Source organism: Prevotella sp. P6B4 (assembly GCF_000619985.1).
Lineage (GTDB): Bacteria > Bacteroidota > Bacteroidia > Bacteroidales > Bacteroidaceae > Prevotella.
The window spans coordinates 121,616-146,413 of sequence record NZ_JHVE01000005.1 but is presented as its reverse complement, the minus strand read 5'-3'; the positions used below and the strand labels follow the sequence as shown (position 1 = coordinate 146,413).

Annotated in this window: 14 protein-coding genes; 10 read left to right on the top strand and 4 right to left on the bottom strand. The window is 47.9% G+C overall.

The window, feature by feature from the left end; all coding sequences use genetic code 11:
• From T491_RS0105030 to T491_RS0105020, 3 genes are read right to left on the bottom strand one after another with little or no spacing between them, the layout of a single operon-like run.
• Entirely contained in the window at positions 1–699 is a 699-nt protein-coding gene (locus T491_RS0105030) for an alpha-E domain-containing protein (RefSeq protein ID WP_028902919.1), read from the bottom strand.
• Between the two features lie 19 nt (positions 700–718).
• Entirely contained in the window at positions 719–2,047 is a 1,329-nt protein-coding gene (locus tag T491_RS0105025; RefSeq protein WP_036915307.1) for a circularly permuted type 2 ATP-grasp protein, read from the bottom strand.
• An 18-nt stretch (positions 2,048–2,065) separates the two neighbouring features.
• Positions 2,066–3,460, bottom strand: a complete 1,395-nt coding sequence (locus T491_RS0105020; protein ID WP_028902917.1) for an ammonium transporter — start codon at positions 3,458–3,460, stop codon at positions 2,066–2,068.
• 303 nt (positions 3,461–3,763) lie between these two features.
• Here T491_RS0105020 and T491_RS0105015 point away from each other — a divergent pair, with 303 nt between their 5' ends.
• From T491_RS0105015 to T491_RS18015, 7 genes are all read left to right on the top strand, one after another.
• A complete protein-coding gene (locus tag T491_RS0105015; RefSeq protein WP_028902916.1) occupies positions 3,764–4,789 on the top strand; it encodes a LacI family DNA-binding transcriptional regulator in 1,026 nt (341 codons plus the stop codon).
• A gap of 25 nt (positions 4,790–4,814) precedes the next feature.
• A complete protein-coding gene (locus T491_RS0105010; RefSeq protein ID WP_028902915.1) occupies positions 4,815–6,116 on the top strand; it encodes an MFS transporter in 1,302 nt (433 codons plus the stop codon).
• Positions 6,117–6,162: 46 nt separating this feature from the next.
• The gene (locus T491_RS0105005; RefSeq protein ID WP_028902914.1) at positions 6,163–7,035 is read left to right on the top strand and encodes an AraC family transcriptional regulator; all 873 of its coding nucleotides are present in this window, start codon (positions 6,163–6,165) and stop codon (positions 7,033–7,035) included.
• 92 nt (positions 7,036–7,127) lie between these two features.
• Positions 7,128–8,465: a sugar porter family MFS transporter gene (locus tag T491_RS0105000; RefSeq protein WP_028902913.1), complete on the top strand. Its 1,338-nt coding sequence runs from the start codon at positions 7,128–7,130 to the stop codon at positions 8,463–8,465.
• 62 nt (positions 8,466–8,527) lie between these two features.
• Complete coding sequence (locus T491_RS0104995) at positions 8,528–11,830, top strand: DUF5107 domain-containing protein (protein ID WP_028902912.1); 3,303 nt, start codon at positions 8,528–8,530, stop codon at positions 11,828–11,830.
• Positions 11,827–13,914 (top strand): glycoside hydrolase family 2 TIM barrel-domain containing protein, encoded by a 2,088-nt coding sequence (locus T491_RS15720; protein ID WP_231480183.1) that lies wholly within the window; start codon positions 11,827–11,829, stop codon positions 13,912–13,914. Before T491_RS0104995 ends, T491_RS15720 begins: the two co-directional genes overlap by 4 nt.
• Positions 13,845–14,471, top strand: a complete 627-nt coding sequence (locus T491_RS18015) for a hypothetical protein (protein WP_231480182.1) — start codon at positions 13,845–13,847, stop codon at positions 14,469–14,471. Before T491_RS15720 ends, T491_RS18015 begins: the two co-directional genes overlap by 70 nt.
• On the opposite strand, the gene T491_RS0104985 is transcribed toward T491_RS18015, so the two are convergent.
• Positions 14,468–18,472 carry a hybrid sensor histidine kinase/response regulator transcription factor gene (locus tag T491_RS0104985; RefSeq protein WP_028902911.1) on the bottom strand — a complete coding sequence of 1,335 codons (4,005 nt, stop codon included), beginning with the start codon at positions 18,470–18,472 and terminating at the stop codon, positions 14,468–14,470. The genes T491_RS18015 and T491_RS0104985 overlap by 4 nt on opposite strands.
• 202 nt (positions 18,473–18,674) lie before the next feature.
• Between T491_RS0104985 and T491_RS0104980 the strand changes: the two genes are divergently transcribed.
• Genes T491_RS0104980 through T491_RS0104970 form a run of 3 tightly spaced genes read left to right on the top strand, consistent with a single transcriptional unit; the run spans position 18,675 to position 24,792 of the window.
• A complete protein-coding gene (locus T491_RS0104980; RefSeq protein ID WP_231480181.1) occupies positions 18,675–20,147 on the top strand; it encodes a hypothetical protein in 1,473 nt (490 codons plus the stop codon).
• A gap of 31 nt (positions 20,148–20,178) precedes the next feature.
• Complete coding sequence (locus T491_RS0104975; protein WP_028902909.1) at positions 20,179–23,181, top strand: TonB-dependent receptor; 3,003 nt, start codon at positions 20,179–20,181, stop codon at positions 23,179–23,181.
• 21 nt (positions 23,182–23,202) lie between these two features.
• Positions 23,203–24,792, top strand: coding sequence for a RagB/SusD family nutrient uptake outer membrane protein (locus T491_RS0104970; protein WP_028902908.1), 1,590 nt, complete (start codon positions 23,203–23,205; stop codon positions 24,790–24,792).
• The last annotated feature ends 6 nt before the right edge of the window (positions 24,793–24,798 follow it).

The following is a 24,798-nucleotide window of genomic DNA, read 5'->3' as shown; positions in this document are numbered from 1 at the left end:
CTAAACCCTTGTCAACTGATTGACGAATGCCAACAGTTTGTTCTTGTACTCTACATCGCTGAGATGAAATTTCTGACTGATAATCAGCTGATCCAGTTGACTCTCCATATTTTCATCGAGCAGACCAGGCAGTAAGCGTGAATAGTGCTTCACCGAATCATAGGCCTGTGCAATACGCGAATAATCATATTCGAAACGAAGGAGCATATCGAGGTTCTCAATATTGCGCCCCATCATCATGATATAAAGGGCTTTATGATTATGCAGACGCTGTTCGGCTGTTCCCCAGAAGGCCAACGACCAGTCGATAACAGGCTGCAACTGCATCACATTTGTGTTCTTCTCTTCACGACATTTCTTTATCAGGGCTACGCTCATTTCCAGATAACTTAATGTCTCCGACATGATTTCCTCACGCAGCAAGATGGCGTTATCCATTGCCTTTGTCTGTGCTGCCATGATAGAACCCGGATTCGCATCGTCATACATCATACCCTGTGTGAACTCATCGTTCGTACCATATACCCCCAAGACATCGAGTTTTGTCCAGATAGGCAGATAGTCATCAATCTCGCCATCAATCATCATGTCATAGCACTTTCGAAGCAGATGAAGGGTTATATACACGCGTTCCTCATAACGTCCTAACCAAAACAGGCAGTTAGCCTTGTTGGCCGATATAATTGTGTTCTTTTCCATTCCGTTGTCTATTAATGTGTTATTGTTCCATTATCCACGTATCCTTAAAGCCACCTCCCTGTGAGGAGTTAACCACAAAGGAGTCAGGATTTCGGGAGAAGCGGGTCAGACCGCTACACCACACCTTAGTCTCTTTACCACTGACTACAAAAGCACGCAGGTCAGCTTTACGCTCAACAAGCCCTTGTTCATCGAGCACCTCCAGGTCTTTGAAGTCGATTACCTCCTGAGCTATCCAGCGTCGCGGCTGATCAACGATTAGGCCCCGCAGTTCGTTGAGTTGCTTTTCCGTCAGATCCTTACCGAACACCACACCATAACCGCCAGCCTCTGACACATCCTTAATCACCAGGCGCTGTATGTTTTCCAGCACAAAGTCGTGGTCCGCCTTATAATAAGGCAAGTAGGTGGGTGCATTCTGCAGGATGGGCTTCTCACCCAAATAATATTCTATCATCTTCGGTACGAAATAGTAGATACCTTTATCATCAGCCACACCATTTCCTATTGCATTTACCAATGCCACATTGCCGGCTTTGTAAGCTTGCATCACATTGGGAACGCCCAGCAACGATGAGGCTTCGAATACCATCGGATCCATATATTCATCACTGACACGACGATAGATACACCCCACACGGGTACGTTCTTTGTAGATACCTGTGTAATACACCTTGTTGTCTTCTACAAACAGGTCGCCTGGGTAAGCCAATGTTGCGCCCGTCTTCTCTGCCAGATAGGAGTGCTCGAAGTAAGCAGAGTTGTAGCGACCGGGAGTCAGTATCACAGAAATGCCTCGTCCGTTGTTCATCTCGTCCATCATCACGCGTAGCAACTCCACATAGTTGCGGTTATCAGCAATGCTGTTCGAAGCAAAGGTTGCAGGTGACACCCGCCGTGTAATCTGTCGTGCAATCATGGGATAGCTGGCGCCACTTGGTATGCGCAGGTTATCCTCTAACACATACCATTGGCCGTCTTTTCCTTCAACCAAGTCGATACCCGCGATATGGGCATACACGCCACCTGTCGGGTTAATACGCTCGCACTCTGGCAGATAGCCTTTCGACGAATAGACGAACTCCTCGGGCACGATACCATCATTTATAATTTTCTTTTCGTGATAAACATCCCATAGAAAGAGGTTCAGTGCCTGTACCCGCTGTTTAAGTCCCTGTTCCAGATAACTCCAGTCATCCTTTCCGATGATTCGGGGAATGGGATCGAAAGGAAACAATTGCTCGTTAAAAATACCATTCTTATACACACCGAAGCGTACGCCATAACGCTCCATCCATCTGTTAACAGTGTCGCGACTGTCTGTCAATTCCGTTATCCTGATACTCATAGGCAACACCTTATTAAATTATGTACTCATGTTATATTTCTCTCTGATATGCTCTTCATACTCTGCTAATTCGCGCTCACCGATATGAGCCAGTCCGTAGTGTTCATCATGTTGCGAGAAGTCGAGACCCACCTTCTCACTGTAGGCCGAGACACGCATCGGGATGAGATGATCGATAAGTTTGTAACCCAGCCAACTCATAGTGAATGTATAGGTGAACACAATGACAATGGCCAGCAGATGATAAAGAAAGACAACAACGCCATCCCATGTGCCGGCTATCAATCCTTCCTGAATAAAGATACCTGTCAACACGGTACCGAAGATACCACCAGTACCATGGGTTGGAAATACGTCAAGGGCATCGTCGATGCTGCTACGCGAGCGCCAGTAAACGGCGATGTTACAGATCAGCGTGATGACGAAAGCGATAAATATGCTCTGACCAACAGTGACATAGCCCGCCGACGGTGTAATGGCCACCAGACCAACCACACAACCTACAGCTGCACCCATGGCCGATGGTTTACGACCGCGTAGGCAGTCGAAGAATATCCAGGTCATCATGGCAGTGGCCGATGCCGTATTGGTATTCAGGAAAGCCTTGATGGCAACACCATCTGCATGGAGCGACGAACCGGCATTGAAACCAAACCATCCCAACCATAGCATGGCTGCACCAAGAAGCACAAATGGGATATTGGCCGGCTCGCTCTTACGTGTCTCTGCCTTACGGCGCCCTAAGAAGATGGCACCAGCCAGAGCTGCCACACCCGATGAAGCATGCACCACAATACCGCCAGCGAAATCGATAACACCCCACTTCATGAACAAGCCTTCAGGATGCCATGTCATGTGCGCCAACGGGCAATAGATGACGAAGAAAAAGAACATCATGAAGAACATGTAAGCCGAAAAACGTACACGCTCAGCAAACGATCCTGTTATCAACGAGGGGGTAATGATGGCGAACTTCATCTGGAACAGTGCAAACAAGGCCAACGGTATCGAAGCGCCACCTAAGATATGTCCTGCAGGCGTAGTATAGACCGCACCACCCACTCCATGGAACATCAGGAATGTCAAAGGATTACCAATCACGCCACCGATGTCGTCGCCAAAGCATAAAGAGAAGCCAATCACTACCCATAGAACAGATATCAATCCCATAGCAATGAACGACTGCAACATGGTAGAGATCACGTTCTTGGCTCCAACCATTCCGCCATAGAAGAACGACAAGCCAGGCGTCATCATTAAAACAAAAATCGTGGCCGTAATGAGCCACGCCACATCGGCCGCTGAAATAACGGACCAATCACACTCGAAAGTAGGTTCACCTACAAACACACCTGCAACAGCTATCAATGTTATCGCTGCCATCAGGAATTTCCAACGTCTTTTTACCTTCATAACTATCTTACCTTTAATACTTGGGGGCAAAGGTACGAACAAAATGGAAGATAATACGCTTATTTCTTTCACTTTGATTCTGAAATCTACCACAAACTATCATTTTGCAATAATATAGACCATAAATGTGTTAGTTTGAAACAAATTATTGGTAAAATACCATCATTTTGTTACAGATCGTTAGTTGAATAATCACAAAGGACTCCCTTGACATCAAACTACCACCCGAATAAAAATAAATCGCTATTTATTTTGTATTTCGCCCGATTTGCATTATCTTTGCACGCAGAATAATTAGGACCGATGGAGGATAAAGCGCCAATGACAATGAAGGATATCGCACGGGAGTTCGGCATTTCCGTGGCAACAGTATCGCGAGCATTAAAGGATTCGCCCCGCATCAGCGAAGAGCGTCGCAAGGCCATCCAACAGTATGCTCGCGAGCACAACTTCTACCCCAACGCCATCGGCGAGGCACTCCGTCACAGTCGTGTGATGCCACAACGACTAATTGGTGTCATTGTACCTGAGTTCACACATTATTATTTCTCATCCATCCTGACAGGTATCGAAGAGGCCGCTATCAGTCGTGGCTACCAGATTATGGTGGCACTGAGCGGAGAACAGTATGAGCGTGAAGCCAAGATCTGCGAGAGCTTCCACCGCTACAAGGTGTGCGGTGTGATTGTGTCGCAGGCCAAGGACACGAAGAACTACGACCACTATCAGAAGCTGATTGACGCTGGCATCCCCATGGTGTTCTATGACAGAATCTGTACGGGTGTAAACGCCAGTCGCGTGGTGGTCGACGACTATATGGGGGCATATAATGCGGTAACTCATCTGATAGAGTCTGGATGCAAGCGCATCGCCTTTTACGGCGGCCCCATGCAGTTGGAGATATCAAAAAACCGATTCAACGGCTACAAGGATGCCCTTTTAAAACACGGCATGCAGATAGATGAGAGTATCGTTGGCTTATGCGACAACCGTGCTGCTGCTGAGGAGCTGACACCCAAACTCATGGCTATGGAGAATCCGCCAGACGGTTACTTCGCCGTTAACGACGACACGGCTATCGGTGTGCTATACACAGTAAAACATGCTGGACGCAGGGTGCCTGAAGACGTACAGATATGCGGTTTCACCAACGGACAGCGTGCAGTTGCCTGCGACCCGATGCTGACCACCGTTGAACAGCGGGGACATCGTGTGGGCGAAGAAGCGGCCAACATCCTCATGGATAAGGTGGAAGGATTGTCGCCACTTGACAAGATAGAAAAACGAGTGATCAGAACCAGACTGGTTGTCCGCGGCACAACAAAATAGTGAATAATAAAAAAAGAACAATAATATGAGACAAAAACCGGATTTATCGTTTTGGAAGTTATGGAATCTGAGTTTCGGATTCTTTGGCGTACAGATTGCATACGCCCTGCAGAGTGCTAACATCTCGCGTATTTTCCGCACATTAGGTGCTGACCCGCACTCGCTGAGTTTTTTCTGGATACTCCCCCCATTGATGGGTATTCTGGTACAGCCGATTGTTGGCACACTGAGCGATAGAACCTGGACGCGATTCGGGCGCCGTATACCTTATTTATTTATAGGAGCCCTGACAGCAGTGGCCGTCATGTGTCTTCTGCCTAATGCCGGCTCATTAGGATTGAGCATCTCGATGGTCATGATTTTCGGTCTGCTAATGCTGATGCTTCTTGACACCAGTATCAACATGGCCATGCAACCCTTCAAGATGATGGTAGGCGACATGGTGAACGAGAAACAGAAAGGCAAGGCCTACTCTATCCAATCGTTCCTATGTAATGCAGGTAGCGTGGTAGGTTTCCTATTCCCATTCTTCTTTGCCTGGATTGGCCTGAAGAACGTAGCTCCCGAAGGCGTTGTGCCCGACACGGTAATCTGGTCATTCTATATTGGTGCTGCTATCCTCATTCTCTGTGTCATATACACCACACTCAAAGTCAAGGAATGGACACCCGAGGAGTATGCCGAGTACAATCCCGTATCAGAAGAGAAGAAAGACTCGGCCAACTGGTTCGTTCTCCTCAAGAACGCCCCATCGGCCTTTTGGCGCATCGGACTGGTACAGTTCTTCAGTTGGGCTGCCTTCCTTTATATGTGGACCTACGTGGTTGATGCCGTATCGCTGACCGTCTGGGATACCGCCGACTCTACCAGCGAGGCATATCAGGTAGCCGGCAACTGGACAGGCGTGCTCTATGCTATACAGGCCATGGGCTCTGTTGTATGGGCGGCCCTCATCCCCCGATTCAAGAATATCAAGGTGGCCTATGCTGTCAGCATGGCCCTCGGAGGCTTGGGCTTTTCACTCATTCCCTTCTGTCCTGGTCAGTATCTGCAGATTCTCCCATTCCTGCTGATTGGTTGCGCCTGGGCAGCACAGTTGGCCTGTCCATTCACTCTGGTCACCAATGCCCTGCAGGGCTATGGCCACATGGGCGCATATCTGGGACTCTTCAACGGAACCATCTGCGTACCCCAGATTGTAGCCGCCCTTCTGGGAGGTTCAATCCTGACGCTCGTAGGCAGTAATCAGGCCTATATGATGATTGTTTCAGGTATCCTACTGGTTGCTGGCGCCTGCGCTGTTTTCGGCATCAAGACCAAAAAGTGACACACAGCCTATCCGAGCAAGAACTCCGAAAAAGCTTTTTGCAGTGATGATCAGGAAGAAGGACGGATTCAAAGGTGAACAGATGGTGGTACTGGCACCTGCTCAGAAGGAAATGGCAGAAAAGGACGAACTATGCCAAAGTCTGTTTATTACTGATATTGGCTATTATCCTAAAGCCGAGCACCATCATCGCATCCGACAACAGGGTATCGAACAATATGTTCTCATCTATTGCGTAGAGGGCGATGGCTGGTACATCGTTGAAGGCCAACAACACGAGGTAAGAAAGAACCAATTCTTTATACTTCCCAAAGGCAAGCCCCATGAATACGGCACCAACCAACGATGGACCATCTACTGGGTGCATTTTGGGGGTATCACTGCACATGTCTATGCACAAGGAGCGGCCACCCCGCAAAGCATTAATGTGGCTATCAACTCACGTATTGGTGAGCGATTGAACATTTTCGAGGAGATACTCACCACCTTACAACAGGGCAAGGAACTGGAAGATATGCGTTATGCCAGTAGTCTGCTACATCACTTTTTAGCATCGATGAGATATTTAGGGAAGTTCCGTAGAGCGAAGACTGAGACTGAAGCAGACATTGTAGACCAAGCCATACACTACATGCGGGAGAACATAGAGAACCACATCATGATGGAAGATGTGCTACAATACATTGGCTATTCACAGAGCCACTTCACAAGTACATTCAAAAAGAAAACAGGACATAGCCCTATCGCCTATTTCAACCAGCTGAAGATAGAACATGCCTGTAAGTTGTTGCGCACCACTGATATGAAAATCAATATGATTTGCTATAAAGTTGGTATCGAAGATGCCCTTTATTTCTCGAGACTCTTCACTAAAATTGTTGGTATGCCACCATCAGTCTATAGGGAATCCAAGCAATAGTAGAATAGTCCATATAAAATCATCAGATAATCTATACTTCTAATACAAAAATCGTCGTAACTTTGCACCCAAGAAACAAAAACGTTTAAGATATGCAAGGTTACAACAAAGGATTTCTCTACTTCATCTGCGCAGTTTCGGCCATGGGCGGCCTGCTCTTTGGTTATGACTGGGTAGTGATTGGTGGCGCAAAACCATTCTATGAGCTATACTTCAGTATCAGCGATTCGCCTCTGATGCAGGGCATAGCTATGACAACAGCCCTCATAGGCTGCCTGCTTGGCGCAATGGTAGCAGGTGCAGCTGCCGACAAATATGGTCGTAAGCCACTACTGATGTTATCAGCTGTTCTATTTACCGTGTCTGCTATCGCTACAGGGTTATTCAACAACTTCACCTTATTTAATATAGCACGCTTTGTGGGAGGCATCGGCATCGGTGTTGCCTCTGCTTTAGCACCCATGTATATTGCAGAAGTCAGTCCGGCAGAGATCAGAGGCAGGATGGTCAGTCTGAACCAGATGACCATCGTACTCGGTATCCTCTGTGCCCAGATTGTTAACATGTTATTAGCCAAGGACACAACAATAGCCGACAATCAGGAATGGAATATCGGCTGGGGGTGGCGCTGGATGTTCTGGGCAGAGACCATTCCTGCAGCATTGTTCCTCATCATGAGTTTCTTTATCCCAGAGAGTCCCGTATATAAACAGCTCAAAGCTCCGCTCGAGCTATGCTCGCTTGCTACCGAAGGGACGCAAGAAAGTTCAAAGTTTAATGACTTTAAACAGGAAGCTGGACTGGGCGAGCTGTTACAGCATAAATACGGTAAGGTGCTGTTGCTTGGATTGGTAGTAGCTGTATTCCAGCAGTGGTGCGGCACTAACGTGATTTTCAACTATGCGCAGGAGATTTTCGTTGGTGCAGGTTTCGATGTGGACGGTATGTTTATCAATATCGTCATCACTGGTATCGCCAATGTGGTGTTTACGTTTGTGGCACTCTACACCATCGAGAAGTGGGGCCGTCGCACACTTATACTCATTGGCGCTGGCGGACTCGGTCTGATATATCTGACATTAGGCGCTTGCTATTTCATGGGCATGACTGGCATGTTGATGGTGGCGCTCGTAGTAGCAGCCATCTCCGTGTATGCAATGACATTAGGACCTGTTACATGGACTCTGTTGGCAGAGATATTCCCAAACCGCATCCGTGGTATTGCGATGGCGACTTGTACTTTTGCCCTATGGGTAGGCTGTTGTACACTGACATTCTCGTTTCCGCCTATGAATGCCGCCTTAGGCAGCAGCGGTACGTTCTGGATTTACAGCGGTATCTGTATCTGTGCCTTTATTTTCCTTTTCCGTAACTGTCCAGAGACTAAAGGCAAGAGCCTTGAAGCGTTAGAAAAAGAATTGGTCAAATAACCAAATTGGAAAAAATGAAAAATGAATTGTAAATTGTAAATCGTAAAATTGTAAATATAAAGATGGTAAAAGCTTGGAGAGAGATGGTGACTATCCCAACCTATGAGGTGGGAAAGCCCGAGAAGAACCCTATGTTCTTAGAGAAGAGAGTGTATCAAGGCTCAAGTGGTGTGGTATATCCCTACCCCGTCATTGAGACAATGAGCGACGAAAAGACAGACAAGGAGTACAAAGCCATCTATATAGAAAATGAATATATCAAGGTGATGATACTGCCAGAGCTGGGCGGACGTGTACAGATGGCATACGACAAGATAAAGCAGCGTCACTTTGTGTATTACAACCATGTTATCAAGCCCGCGTTGGTAGGTCTGGCTGGTCCTTGGATTAGTGGTGGCATCGAGTTTAACTGGCCACAGCACCATCGTCCATCCACCTACATGCCTGTTGATAGCACCATTGTTGAGAACGAGGATGGCTCTATCACCGTATGGGTAAACGAGATGGAGCGTATGTTCCACCAAAAGGGTATGGCAGGCTTTACCTTGCGTCCAGGCTGTGCTTATCTCGAAATTCAGGGTCGTGTAAGCAATCGCACTAATCTGCCCCAGACCTTCCTGTGGTGGGCCAACCCTGCCGTCGAAGTTAACGATGCCTATCAGAGCGTGTTTCCACCCGATATCAATGCCGTATTCGATCATGGAAAGCGTGCCGTTTCGTCGTTCCCCATCGCCACAGGCACCTATTATAAGATGGACTATTCGGCAGGTGTTGATATCTCTAACTATAAAAATATCTTTGTGCCCACCAGCTATATGGGCGTAAACTCACGCTTCGATTTCGAGGGTGGTTACGAGAACGATACCAAGGGCGGTATGCTGCATGTGGCCAGTCACCACTATTCGCCAGGCAAAAAACAGTGGACTTGGGGTAATGGCGACTTTGGTCGTGCCTGGGACCGCAACCTGACGGATGAGGCTACACCCGAGGAGATGCAGCAGTGGCAGGTTGATCGTGAGGGTTTCCGCCCCTATATCGAGCTGATGGCAGGTGTATATACCGAGAACCAGCCCGACTTTACCTGGCTGATGCCCTACGAGGAGAAGCAGTTTGTGCAGTACTTTATGCCTTATCGCGAGGTAGGTATCGTAAAACAGGCCTCGAAGGATTTCGTGATGAATATCGAGCAGCCCGATGCTACCCATACCACCTTTAAGATCCTGGCTACATCTAAGCAAACGGTACGTATCGTACTCGATGATCTTGATAGCAACGTATATTATGATAAGGTAGTAACCCTCTCGCCAGAGGAGGTGCTTGTTGAAACGGTTGAAACCAACACCCCGTTGCACGATATGTTCCTTACTATCGATCGCCCTGAGAATCCCCGCATGTACCCGCTGTTAGAGTGGCATGCCGAGTCGGATGAAATCCGTCCTATCCCTGATGCCGCCGAGGCTGCGCTCTCGCCACAGGATACCAAGACCATCGATCAGTTGTACTTGACTGGTCTGCACCTGGAACAGTATCGCCATGCCACTTGGAGTGCACTTGATTACTACGAGGAGGCCTTGCGCCGCGATCCATTGGATTACCGCTGCAACATGCAGATAGGCTTGTGGTACCTGCGCCGCGCCCGTTTCGATAAGGCTAAGACTTATCTCGAAACAGCCGTAAAGGTTCAAAAGAAACGCAATCCAAATCCTTACGATGGCGAGGCACTATTCTACCTGGGTGTGGTTAATAAACTGAAAGGGCTGCACGGTGTGGCCTACAATTACTTCTGGAAATCTACCTGGAACAAGGCTTGGGCCGATGCAGGCTATTTCGAGGCCGCCTGCATCAGCATAGCTGCTGAGAGGTGGGAGGATGCACTCGACGAACTCAATCGCGCCCTGATTAACAACAGTCATAACCACAAGGCACGCGCCATGAAGGCTACCGTGCTACGTAAACTGGGCAGAAAAGACGAGGCTTTGGCTTGGATTAAGGAGTCGTACACTATCGATCCATTCAACTATGTCTGCATGGTCGAGGAGCATCTGCTTTCAGGTGATAACGCACCATTAGACCGCATGGTCGACCTGATGCACGGCAACATCTATAACTACCACGAAACAGTCCTTGACTATGTTCAGGCCGGGCTCAACAACGAGGCTACGCTGGTGCTGCAAACCGCCATCAAGCATGGGATAGAGGAGTCGCCACTTACCTATTATTATCTGGCGTATATTACTGGTATCGAAGATGCGAAGGACTTTATCATTAAGGCTATGAAGGTGGCTCCAGATTATTGTTTCCCCAACCGTCTGGAGGATGCCCGCATGTTCGAGTCAATGAAAAATCTGCCCGACGCAAATGATGCCAAGGCACCTTACTATCTGGGATGTCTGTATTACGATAAGCGTCAGTATGATTTAGCCATCGAGAACTGGGAACTCTCTGCCCGTATCGATCCAAACTTCCCAACCGTATGGCGCAATCTGGCTCTCGCACGCTTTAACAAGCAGGGGCGTCAGGATGAGGCTTTGGAGTATATGGAAAAAGCCTTTCATCTCGATAAGAACGATGAGCGCCTATTCATGGAGCTTGATCAGCTTTACAAGCGCCTACACCGTCCACTTGCCGAGCGCCTGGCCTTCTACGAAGCACATGCCGAGCTCATTGAGCGCCGCGACGACCTCGTGCTCGAACATGCCACCCTGCTTAACATGTTAGGTAGATACGAGGAGGCTAAGCAACTCATCGATAATCGCATCTTCCATCCATGGGAGGGTGGCGAAGGCAAAGTGAGCGGTCAGTATCAGATGTGCCGTTTAGAGATTGCCAAGCAGCTGTTGCAGAAGGATCCACACGATGCCCGCGCCAAGCAGCTTTTAGAGGAATGCCTCGTGTTCCCACACCACTTAGGCGAAGGCAAGCTCTATGGCTCGCAGGATAACGACTTCCTTTATTTCCTGGGCCGATACGAGGAAGGCACCGTTGGCCCAACCGAGCCCGCAGCCGCAATGTATTACAACGATGCCAAGCCCGATAAAATCTTCTATGCTGCCCTGTGCTACCGCAAACTGGGACAGGAAGACAAGGCCCGCTCGCTGTTCAACAAGCTCATCAACTACGGCAAGCAGCACATTTTTGACCATGTGGTGATGGACTACTTTGCCGTTTCGCTGCCCGACCTGCTGGTATGGGAAGGCGACCTCGATGAGATGAACCTCATCCACTGCAAGTACATGCTCGCCCTGGGCTATTACGGCATGGGCGATATACAGAAAGCAGAGAAGTACTTAGCTGAGGTCGAGGCCCTCGACAACAATCACCTCGGCGCCCGTCAATTCCGAACAACGATATCTCAGATTTTATGATGAAAAAAGGTATAGCATGTTTTCTGTCGTGCTTGTGTGTGTTGACTGCATCTGCACAGCAAATAGTAGATATAAGTGGTAAGTGGCAGGTTAGGCTTGGCGTCAGCAAGGTGCAACCTATCGCCCTGCCTGGCACACTTGATGGGGCTGGCATAGGCACACCTAACACGCTGAAGCCTGCGCTACAAAAGCCGCAGCTGTCGCGACTGACACGTAACCACTCGTACATTGGCACGGCTACCTATCAGCGCGAAATAACCGTGCCCCAAGAGATGGCAGGCAAACCCTTGCAGCTGCTGCTGGAGCGCGTGATGTGGCGCAGTAGTCTGATGATAGATGACGTGGACTTAGGGCAGATGCAGGAGAGTCTGACCACGCCACACCTATTTTATATGAAGAATGGGTTGAGCGCAGGCAAGCACACGCTATCATTGACGATCGACAATAGCAAACTACACGATATAACCGTAGATAATCTGGCTCATGCCTATACCAACGACACGCAAATCATGTGGAATGGCGTGCTGGGACGCATGGAACTTTCTGTAGTCCCCACCATAAGCGATGTGCAGGTGTATCCAGATGTCGACAAACAAGAGGTACGCATCAAATTGGCCCTGCAGGATGCAAAGAAAGAACCGCAGTTTATGCTGGACGGACAGGCGGTGAAACCCGTAAAGATGGCTGCTGGCGAGTATGTACTGCCGATGGCCGGTGCACAGCTGTGGAGCGAGTTTAATCCGCACCTATACGCCTTGAGCGTGATGGCGGGTGGACAAGCCCAAACCGTTACCTTTGGTATGCGTAATTTTAAGGCAGAAGGCAATCAACTGCTCATCAATGGGCATCCCACATTCTTGAGAGGAACACTTGAATGTTGTATCTTCCCACTGACAGGCACGCCACCCACTGACGAGCGTGGTTGGATGAAAGTGTTTACCACCGCCCGCGAATATGGCTTGAACCACCTGCGTTTCCACTCGTGGTGCCCACCAGAGGCTGCATTCCGTGTGGCAGATAAAATGGGCTTCTACTGTCAGGTGGAACTGCCCAACTGGTCGCTCACAGTTAATCAGGATTCGGCTACGGCCAAATTCCTGTACCAGGAGTTTGACAACATCGTGCACAACTACGGCAACCATCCATCACTGTGCATCATCAGTTGTGGTAACGAGTTGCAACCCGACTTTGATTTCCTGAACAAGCTGACACATTACATGAAACAGCAGGACCCACGCCATCTCTATGTCACCTCTACCTTCACATTCGAGAAAGGGCACGGCGTGAAGCAGGAGCCCGAGGATGAGATTTTTATCACCCAGTGGACGGATAACGGTTGGGTACGCGGTCAGGGCGTGTTTGATGAACGTGTGCCTGACTTTAAGAGCGACTATCGCGAGGCTGCCAAGAACATTACCGTGCCATTGGTAAGTCACGAAATAGGACAGTACAGCGTGTATCCAAACATCAAGGAGATTGATAAGTATATGGGGGTGCTTAATCCGCTGAATTTTAAGGCCATACGTAACGATCTGCAGCAAAAGGGCTTGTTACACCGTGCCGACGACTATCTGCAAGCATCGGGCAAGTTGGCTGCCATCCTTTATAAGGAGGAGATAGAGCGCGCCCTGAAAACGCCGCAGCAGAGTGGTTTCCAACTGTTAGACCTGCACGATTTTCCTGGTCAGGGAACGGCGTTGGTAGGATTGCTGGATGCCTTTTGGGATAGCAAGGGCTTGGTTGAGCCACAGCGTTTTCGCGAGGCTTGTGCGCCAGTGGTGCCCTTGGCTCAGTTTGATAAGGCTGTGTGGAAGGCCGACGAGACGTTTACGGCCAAGGTAGATATTGCCAACTACAGCTTTGAAAGCATGACCGACAAAACCATCTGTTGGCAACTGAACGATGAGGATGGCAATACCTATGCCGAAGGTTATGGCGAGAATATATCGATAGCCTTAAGCAAGGTGGAAAAGGCGCAACGCTTAGAGCTGGTGGTATCTATCAAGGATACACCATGGCGAAACCGCTGGAGCATCTGGGTGTATCCGGATATAAGTTGCAAGTTTCAAGTTCCAAGTTGGTGATTACAGCCGATGTTAACGTGGCTCTAAAGGCATTAGCCAAGGGTAAAAAGGTGTTGCTGTCGCCAAAGACATCGGTTATCAAGGGATTGGAGGGCAAGTTCCTACCTGTATTCTGGAGTCCAGTCCACTTCCCGAAACAAGCAGGCACCATGGGGCTACTCTGCCATCCCAATCATCCCGCATTAGCCGATTTCCCCACCGAGATGCATAGCAACTGGCAATGGTGGAACCTGGTAAAACGCAGTCGTGTGATGATTCTCGACTCGATATCACCTGTGACTCCTATCGTAGAGAGTGTGGACAACTTCGTGAACAACCGTCGTTTGGCGCAAGTCTTTGAAGCCAGGGTTGGCAAAGGCTCACTTATCTTTTCAAGCATTGATCTGCTTACAGACAGCCATCTACCGGAACTACGTCAGTTAAGATACAGTCTGATACGCTATATGCTCACTGATGAGTTCCATCCGACTTCAAGTATGACAGAAGGGGACCTTCGTAGTCTGTTCCTTACCGAAGCAAGAGAACAGAAGACGGCAGCAACCAGTATTTATGACTAACCCTTCAGTTTCTTCAGATAGTCGGACGGCACATCGCCGAACTCCTCTTTGAAGCAACGGCGGAAGTAATTGATACTATTGAAGCCCGACATATAGGCTATCTCGGAAATGGTATATTTGCCCTCCAGCATCAACCGTTCTGCATACTGCATCTTATACTTACGGATGTACTCTACTGTAGAAAGACCTGTGAGCGACTTCATCTTACGATAGAGTGTGCTGGTGCTCATACATAGCTTCTCGGCGAGATAGTTCACGTCGATCTCACTGGAGATACGCTCGTCGATAAATTGGTTCAGGGTATTATAGAAGTCCTGGTCAATCTTACTCAGTGCCTCTTTGAGCATGGTCTGCTTCTCGGTCTGACCATCCTGACTATTGGGCGCAAGGAGAACCTTCGACAATTGCTGTCGCTGTTTGAGCAGATTCTTGATACGACTGGCCAACAAGGAGTGACTGAACGGCTTGGTGATATAAGAGTCGGCACCTGAATCATAACCTTCTTCTTTAGCCGCTAACGAATCTTTGGCCGTCAGTAAGATAATAGGGATATGACTGGTGGAGAGGTCGTTCTTCAATAAACGGCACATCTGATTACCATCCATATTAGGCATCATCACATCACTGATGATGATATCAGGCACAATCTGCTGTGCCATACGGAGCCCCTCTTTACCGTCATGTGCCGTGTGGATGGCAAACTGATCGCTGAACGACTCCTCAATATAGTCGCGAATATCCTTATTATCCTCAACCACAAGCATGGTAGGCAACTCGCCATTGGCGATACCTGACTCGGCAGTGTAGGTCTGTTTATCCTTAGATGCCTGCGGTACAGCTTCCGCATGCAGATTGTCGGGATAGTTGTAGTCGGCTTTCAGACTGACAATAAACCTACTTCCCTCACCGGTCTTACTGTCCACATTGATTTGGGCATGGTGTAACTCAACCAAGTTCTTAACCAACGACAGACCGATGCCAGTACCCGATACCTGGTGCTCGCCTCCTGCCTGGTAGTAACGCTCGAAGACGTGAGGCAATGCCTCTGGTGGTATGCCGTGCCCTGTGTCAGAAACAGCTATCCTTACCTCATTGTCGTGCTGTTCAATGGAAATAGTCACTTCGCCCCGATCCGTGTACTTAATGGCATTCGATACCAAATTATCGACAATGATGGTTATCACTTCCTTATCAAACCACACCTCTATGCTGTTCTGAGATGCCATGAAACGGATGTTCAAACTATCCTTACGATTCAGTTCTTCATATTTCAAACACACCTCTCTGACCGTTTCAACAATGTTACCCTTAGCAACACACAGCTTGCGGTTCTGCGTCTCCATCTTACGGAACTCCAACAATTCCGAAATCAGATTATTCAAACGTACCGCACTCTGATGGATAACCGCCAGGCGGTACTTGGCCTTCTGAGGGATATCGCTATTCTTCGCCAAATCCTCCAATGGACCGATAATCAATGTCAATGGTGTTCGCAACTCGTGCGTGATGTTGGTATAAAAACGCAATCGTTCCTCATTCAAGGTCTGCTGTTGTTCATGTTCACGTTTCTCTGACTGGAGCAGGTATTCCAAACGAAGACGGTGCTTATAGGCATTCAACAGATAGAGCACAAGACCTACGACACACAAAACATAGAATGTCCATGCCCACCATGAGAGCCAGAAAGGCGGTGCTATCACAATCTGTAGGGTGGCATACCGTGTTCCCCATTCCTGATTTCGCAAACGACAGCGTACCTGCAATTGATATTTGCCCGGCGGCAAGTCGCGGAAGGTAATATCATTTTCGGCAGTAGTATGCCATGCGCCCTCACCAAGTCCCTCCATGCGATAGGCATACTCTACCCGATCGGCCAACGAGAAATCCTGGATATTGAAACGAATACGGAAATAATTCTCACGATAGTTCATAGATACACGCTCCCGCCCTATCAAGGTCAACGTATGCTCGGTACTTTCTTCGTCATTCTGATAGATGGTGATACCCGTGATAAACACATCTGGTGTCTCAATGTGGGCCATGAGTTCTTCTGGCGAGAAACGATAGAGACCGGATGAAGAACCGAAATAGATATTCTGTTCAGCATCGATTGCCACTGCTCCACCAAGAAATATACCGTCCAAGAAGCTCTCATTATGACCATAGTTCGAAATTGTTTCACTGGCAAAATGCTTACAGCTGATACCTTTATTAGTGCTTATCCATATATTGCCTTTAAAATCCTCAACAATAGCATGGATATTGGCATTCCTCAACCCATTATCCTCGGAATAAACGGCATATTGCCAACTCCTGACATCAGGGAAGTGTACCAACCCCTCGGCAGTGGCAACCCACATACCACCTTTCCGGTCCTTCAGAATCTGACTGACGGTATTTGAAGGAAAGCTATTTGAAGTATTAAACCGCTTCTGCAGGTGGAAGGTGGCATCATAAACCTCCAAGCCTCCACCAAAGAATCCTATCCAGAGTCTTTGGTTTGTATCCATCTGAATGGCACGTACATCATTGAGAAACTTGAAGTCGTGTTTGGCTTTGATTTCAAGACTATGCATATCTACCTCATAAAGGCCATCGCCTGTGCCAATCAACATGACCTCAGCCTTTTGATTCTCGAAGAATGTACGTACATCTATGTCATCTGATGAGAATATTTTCTTGAAAGTCTTTTCCCGAGGCATCCACACGTATGCATTATTTCGGAAGTTACCCATCCAGAGCCGTCCCTTGGAGTCAAGAACAGCAGCCTGCACCGTACTCAACTCATGCTGCTGATAAGTGGCGATCTTCTGTCCGTCGTGTTCATAAACTTCCACGCCTTTTCCATCGGTACCTACCCATATATTCTGGTTGTTATCAAGTACCACACTAAGTACTGACCGTCCATTGGTACTCTTCTCGTTAAGATAAGGCGGACGGGTAACACAGTTGAATAGATTCTGACGGGGCATGATGACGTTGACACCACCCCCAAACAAGCCTGCCCAGATATTACCAAAACGGTCCTGAAAGAGACTACGTACAGAATTTCCACTTAAATTATCACTATTATCACCCTCGGAAATATACCTTATCTGCGACTGTCCATCATGTGAGAGGAAGTGTCTGGAGAGATCAAGGATAGCAATACCGCCCTGTTCTGTAGCCAACCAAAGCTGGTTGCCAAACTGTTTGATATCGAAGATACGACGGTTCAATCGCCCGTTATCAGTAAAATGGATAAACATCCGGTTCAAGGGATCATACAAGTCTAATCCATTGTCTGTACCCACCCATATGTTTCCCATTTTATCCTTAAAGATACAGTGAACATCATTTCCAGATAGTGATCCACTTTCCTTCGAGTGATAGAAATGCGACAAGGTGGTTCGTGTCTTGATGTCAATAATACTCAAGCCATCAACCACATGTCCTATGTATAAATGCCCGTCACCATCATCCATCACGCACCACGTCTTATCGCTAACCAACCCTTTTACTGTCTCACGATTAAAGTGAGTAAATGTACCATTTCGAGGGTCAAGCCTGTCGATACCTGCCCAATAGGTCGAAATCCACATTTGGCCGTCGGTAGCAGGAAAGAGGCTGGTAATATCATTGGTGATCAGACTCTGAGGATTATTGTCATCATGAGCATAATAAGAAAAGTGATACTTCTCGTAGTCGAAAGCACAGAGTCCGTCACGTTGAGAGCCAATCCACATCACGGAGTGTTCTGGATCGTCGGCTACACAATTCAACTGATTGCCAGGCAGACCGGTTGATTTATAAAACGTCTGGAAATTAGAACCATCAAAACGATTCAGTCCCTCTTCGGTAGCGAACCAAAGAAAACCGAACTTGTCTTGTGTTATGCCTACCACGTAGCTGCTCGACAAGCCCTCCTGATAGCCAAGCACTTTGACCACGTCTGCGCTTTGACAAATAGTAGCCATTCCTATCCACAAGTACACCCCTATGAGGTATCTAAGTCTGTTCATCTTCTTCTCTATTTGTGATGGTGCAAAGATACATAATTATTTGCAAAATAATACACCACAAATCGGTCAATGCACGATTTGTTACCTTATTTGCCCTATTATTGACCACTAATTTAATTAAAATTATCTAATTTTGCCATTCAGAACTACAATCGCTACAATAGCAACTAACAATATATTTTAAAGATTCAAACTAAAAATTATGTTTAAGATGACTAACTATCTCAAGAAAAGTTGGCTCATGGCGTTTGCTCTACCTATGCTATTAGGAAGCATGATGTCATGTAGCAGCGACGAAGGTTATTCTGCTGTAGATAACCAAGTTCCAACGATTTCATTGCCTTCTGACCGCATTCAGACCGAAGCAGGAAGACAATTCACCATCGAAGGAACCATTAAAGATGCCGATGGTATCAAGTCGATCAATCTGAAGAGCGAGGGAATGATGCTCGATAAGACCATCAATTTGCTCGAACTCTACGATCAGCTTCAGACAGAGTATGAGCTGAAGTACACCTATCAGAAGAAGTACACCAACGGCTGGACTGATGCCAGTTCATTCCCAGTTACCATTACTGTAGAGGATGTAGTAGGCAACAAGCAGACTGCTACCGTTACAGTAACAGGCGATGGTGACTTTACCAGTCCTGTTTTTGCCGTAGCTCCTTCTAAGGAGTTGACAGTACTTGTTCAGAACCCCAAGTTGAAACTTAACTGCACCGTTACTGACAACAAGAAACTCTCTTATGTACAGGTTAAATGTGCAGACCTCAACATCGACGACCGTATCGAGGCTAATGGTCAGAGTGAGTTCCAGGTTAAGAAAGTCTATGAGCTCCCTGCTGTTAAGACTTCTTACGAACTAACCGTTGAAGCCTATGACACATTCAACAACATGGTTGAGACCACCAGTACAATTACTGTCAGTGAAATGCCTGATTTTGCGAAGATGTATCTTGCAGACGTAGAGACTGCTCGTGAGCTTTCAAGCGACATCTACGGTGTACCTATGCTCATCGATCATACTGGCGAATATGAGTACACAGCACATTATTACAACCAGAAAGCTGGTACAAAGGTACGCTTCATTCCTCAGATGACCGACTTTGAACCTATCTGTTTCGGAGTTGATCCTGATGACAACACCTTACTCACAAACAGTTCAGAGGCTCCTGGTATTGAACTCAGCGAGGTAGCATATTATGAAATCAAGTTTAATATTGTAACAGGCGTCTATAGTGTTAACACCTATGTGCCCACTACAAATGTGATGACACTTAACGGAACCACCTATCGCGACTTCGGTGATGGAAGTGGTGAGCAGCCTGAACAGATCTGCTTGGCCGGTAGTGGTCTGCCCGATGATGCCGGCAACTGGACAACCAATCAGAACTCAGGTGCTTATATCCTGAATCAGGACACAAAGAACCCCTATCTGCTCTACCGCGAAAGCACATGGGAAGAGGGCAATGACATCGAGTTTACAATCACACAGACCCACTGGTGGGGCTGGTGGCCTGAGCCCTTCTGGCGTTTTGATGGTTCAGACTACAACGAGAAGAATGTTCTCAATGGTGGTGACAACATGAAGAAGGTAAAGGTACCCGCCACAGGCAAGTATCGTTTTGAGTTCGACTACCATCTGTTGCGTTCACGTATCATCCCAGTGAAGTAATACCTAATTATTAATATAAAGACTATTCGATATGAAAAGATATTTATTAACCATGCTAATTGCCGTTGTTGCACTGGCTGCGAAGGCACAGAACATCACGGTGAAAGGTACAGTAACCGAGACAGCCACCAATGAACCTATTATTGGTGCAACGGTAAAAGTGAAAGGAGCTGGCAATGGTACAGTTACTGATTATGACGGTAACTACCAGCTGTCTGTCGACAAGAATGCCACACTGGTATTTTCATATATCGGCTACAAGACTGTAGAGCAGGCCGTTAATGGTCGCACAACCATTAACGTGATACTTAAAGACGAGACCAACGACCTGAACGAGGTTGTAGTTATCGGTTATGGTGTAGCCAAGAAAGGCGACCTGACCAGCAGTATTTCAGCTATTAAGGGCGAGAAACTGGAGAAATTGTCAACAGGTAACGTGATGAACGCCCTCCAGGGACAAGTAAACGGTGTACAGGTAACTGGTGCCGGTAGTCCAGGAGCCACCCCACGCGTCATCATCCGCGGTGTATCGACCATCAATGGTTCTGACCCTCTTTACGTTGTTGACGGAATGCCCGTAGGCACCAACATCAACTTCCTGAACCAGAATGACATCGAGTCGATGCAGATTCTGAAGGATGCTTCAGCCAGTGCCATCTATGGTACTCGTGCTTCGAACGGTGTGGTTCTGATCACAACTAAAAAAGGAGCTGCTGGCGTAACAAAGTTCACAGCTTCTGCCACCGTTGGTATTCAGACGCTCTCTAAGCCCGACATCGCTGATGCCGCAGAATACGAAAAGGTTTACAACGCCCGTTACACCAACGACGGTCAGGTATCTCCTTTCAAGGGAGGTGGCAGCACCGACTGGTGGGACGAGGTATTCAACAAAGCAGCTATCCAGCAGAATTACAACATTGGATTCTCTGGCGGTAACGATAAGTTCATCTACTCATCAAACATTGGTTACTATCGCCAGAACTCTCAGTATAAGACCGGTTACTGGCAGAAGCTCTCTGCCCGCTTCTCTATGGAGTACAACTTCAACAAGATGGTAAAGGCCGGTATCGACCTGACTCCACGCTATGAGAACTGGGACAACACCCCAAGTTTGATGGGTGCAGTGATGAGCATGGACCCCACTACCAATGTGATGCTGCCTAAAGAGCAGTGGACCAGCAATGAGTACAGCAACTATGCCCGTTCTAACAACAATCAGGAGTGGAACCCCGTTGCCTCTATGTACCGTCTGGATGCAGGTGCCGACGAATATGGTCTTCTGGCTACACCGTATATCGCTATCACACCGATTGAGGGACTGACTTTCCGTACACAGTTCGGTCTGAATGCCCGATTCAATATGGCCGATTCGTTCACACCCAACTTCTTTATCGACAATCTGGAGAAGGCTGACCGGAACCAGGCATCTCGTACCTATGCCAACAATGTAGATTGGAACTGGACCAATACACTGACCTTCATGAAGACCTTCAATCAGAAGCACAACCTGAATCTGATGGCAGGTTATACCATGGAGCGTTTCCAGTATTATAATCTCTACGGAACCAGCTATGATATTCCTTCGAATGTAGAGACCATGCGCTATGTGAGTGCAGGTACTGCCGACGATGATGCCAGCGGTTACAACTCATACACCAGTCTGATATCTTATCTCGGTCGTGTGATGTATAACTATGCTGAAAAGTACTATCTGACAGCTTCGATCCGTGTCGATGGTTCTTCTAAGTTCTCTACAGGTAATAAGTATGCCACCTTCCCCGCAGTCAGCGCTGCATGGCGTATTACCGGCGAGGAGTTCATGAAAAAGCAGAACATTGTTGACGACCTGAAGCTCCGTCTTGGATGGGGTAAGGTTGGTAACCAGAATATCGACAATTCAGCCTATCTGAGCAGCATCGGCACCATGCGCTATGTACTGGGCGACCAGATTATAGTTGGTTCACAGGTGAGCGGTATTGGAAACCAGAAGCTGAAGTGGGAGACTGTTGAGGATTACAACATCGGTATCGATGCTGCCTTCCTGCAGAGTCGTCTGCGTGTTACAGCCGACTGGTTCCGCAAAACCAGCCACGACATGCTGATGAAGAAGGATAACCTGCTCTTGCTGGGCTACCCCATGTGGAACGGTCAGATGTGGGAGAATGTAGGAGAGATGCGCGCTACCGGTTGGGAACTTGGTATCAACTGGCAGGATAGAGTGAGCGATTTCAGCTATGGCGTAGGCGTAAACCTCTCAAGCGTCAAGAACAAGGCTATCACCCTGAACGGCGACTATATCTACACAGGTAGCCACAATGGCGATAACATCATCCGCAACGAGGCCGGTCAGCTGATTTCTCAGTTCTATGGCTACACCGTTGATGGCATCTTCCAGAACGAGACAGAGGTTCGCTCTTACACCAGTCAGTATGGTGAACTGATGCAGCCTAACGCTCAGCCTGGTGATTTCCGTTACAAAGATATCAACCACGACGGCAAGATTGACGAGAATGACAAATCATATATCGGTAACCCATTCCCCGACCTGATGCTGGGTATCAACCTGAATGCTTCATGGAAGAACTTCGACTTACTAGCTCAGTTCTATGGAACCTTCGGCAACGATATCTACAATCTGAATAAGGATCGCTACTTCGGTACCGATGGTATGAATGTGATTGCCGGCACATATGATAAGGCCTGGCGCACAGACAACACCAATACAGATGTTCCCCGCCTCTCTGTAAACGACGCTAACGGCAACCACAACAAGCCTTCAACTTTCTTTGTTGAAGACGGTAGCTATATGCGTCTGAAGCTACTCCAGATTGGCTATACACTTCCCAAGAACATCCTTGGTCCGAAGATGACTGCCCGCATTTCTCTGTCGGCCCAGAACCTCTTCACCATCACAGGATACAGCGGCATGGACCCAGAAACAGCAGCCATGGGTAGTGTCACAGAGGCTGGTATCGACTGGACAGGCTATCCAAACCCACGCACCTTCCTGCTGGGCGTAAACCTCAATTTCTAATTATTTAAAAGGAATACTGATATGAAAAAGATATTATTTGGCTTGACATTAGCCGCAGGACTTACGCTGACCAGCTGCTCGAGTTTCCTTGAAGAGCCTATTTTGGGACAGCAGGATATGAACAACTACTTTGCCACTGAGGATGAATGTGCTAACCAGGTGGTAGGCTGCTACGCCTATCTGGCTTGCGACGACTGGTGGCAGATCTATAAGCACTATGGACTGGTTGACATGTGTACTGATGACGAGTGGATGGGTAACACCACACAGGAGCCTGGCGACTACAAGCCTCTGTCGCATTACACAGGTAACACCATCGAGGGTGGAAACGCCGTTCAGAATTTCTACCAGTATCGTTGGAAAGGCATCTTGCAGTGCAACATTGCCATCTTGAAGATTCCTGAGGTAACATTTAATGACGAGAGCTACAAGAACCGTCTGATTGGCGAGGCCAAGTTCCTGCGTGCCTTCATGTACTTTGATCTGCTCCGCAATTTTGGTGGCATGCCCATCATTGATGGTCTGAAAATGCCAAGCGAGATTCAGGGCATTGAACGTGCCACAGACACAGAGACCTATGCTTTTATTGAGCAGGATCTGAAGGATGCGATTGCCGCTCTACCACTCCGTTCACAATATGCTGCGGCCGACATGGGCCGCGCTACAAAAGGCGCAGCTCAGGGTTTGTTGGGCAAGGTTTATCTCTACCAAGAGAAGTATGATGAGGCCAAGACACAGCTTGATGCCGTTATCAGCAGCGGTGAGTATGAGCTACTCGACGACTTTGCTAAGGTATGGAGCATGGACTATAACAATAGTAAGGAAGGACTTTTCGAATTCCAGACCAATGACGACACTCGCTACGGTGTTGGTGAGCGTTTCTCTGTTGTTACCGGTTCTCGCGATGACTCAGGATGGTCATGGGGCGGTCCTACCAGTAATTTGGAGAAGGCCTTCAAAGATGCTGACGACGATATCCGCCTGAAGTACACTATCATGCGTCATGGTCAGACAGAAGTGCCTGGTGATCCTACATGGAATGAGGACAATCCTTATATCATTTCACCAAGCAAACATAAGAGTGCTCGTGCCAACATGAAACTCTATATCCCTGTTGACCGTCGTCCATCGCCATACGATGCAGCTCACATTCCTTTGAATTATCGTGTACTGCGCTATGCTGATGTTCTGCTGATGAAGGCCGAGGTGGAGAATGCACTTGGTCATGATACAGAAGCTCAGAAGGCACTGAATCAGGTACGTGATCGTGTAAACCTCGATCCCGTTACTTCTACTGGCAAGTCACTGCGCGATGCTATCCGTTTGGAGCGCCGTTTAGAGTTGGCTCTGGAAGGCAACCGTCTGTTCGACCTCCGTCGTTGGAAGGACGATAACGGCAAGCCTGCTATCTGCAACGTCATGGGCGCCAATGGTAGCTTCGTACGTTATAATACTGTTGAGAGTACCGACGAGTGGGAAATCTCGAACCAGAATGAGGCTTCGGACAAAGGTATTAGCTTCGATGAGACACGCGACCTGTTGTTCCCCATTCCAAACTCAGAGATTACCATGTCGAATGGTAGCATTAAACAAAACCCTGGATACAAATAATAACTA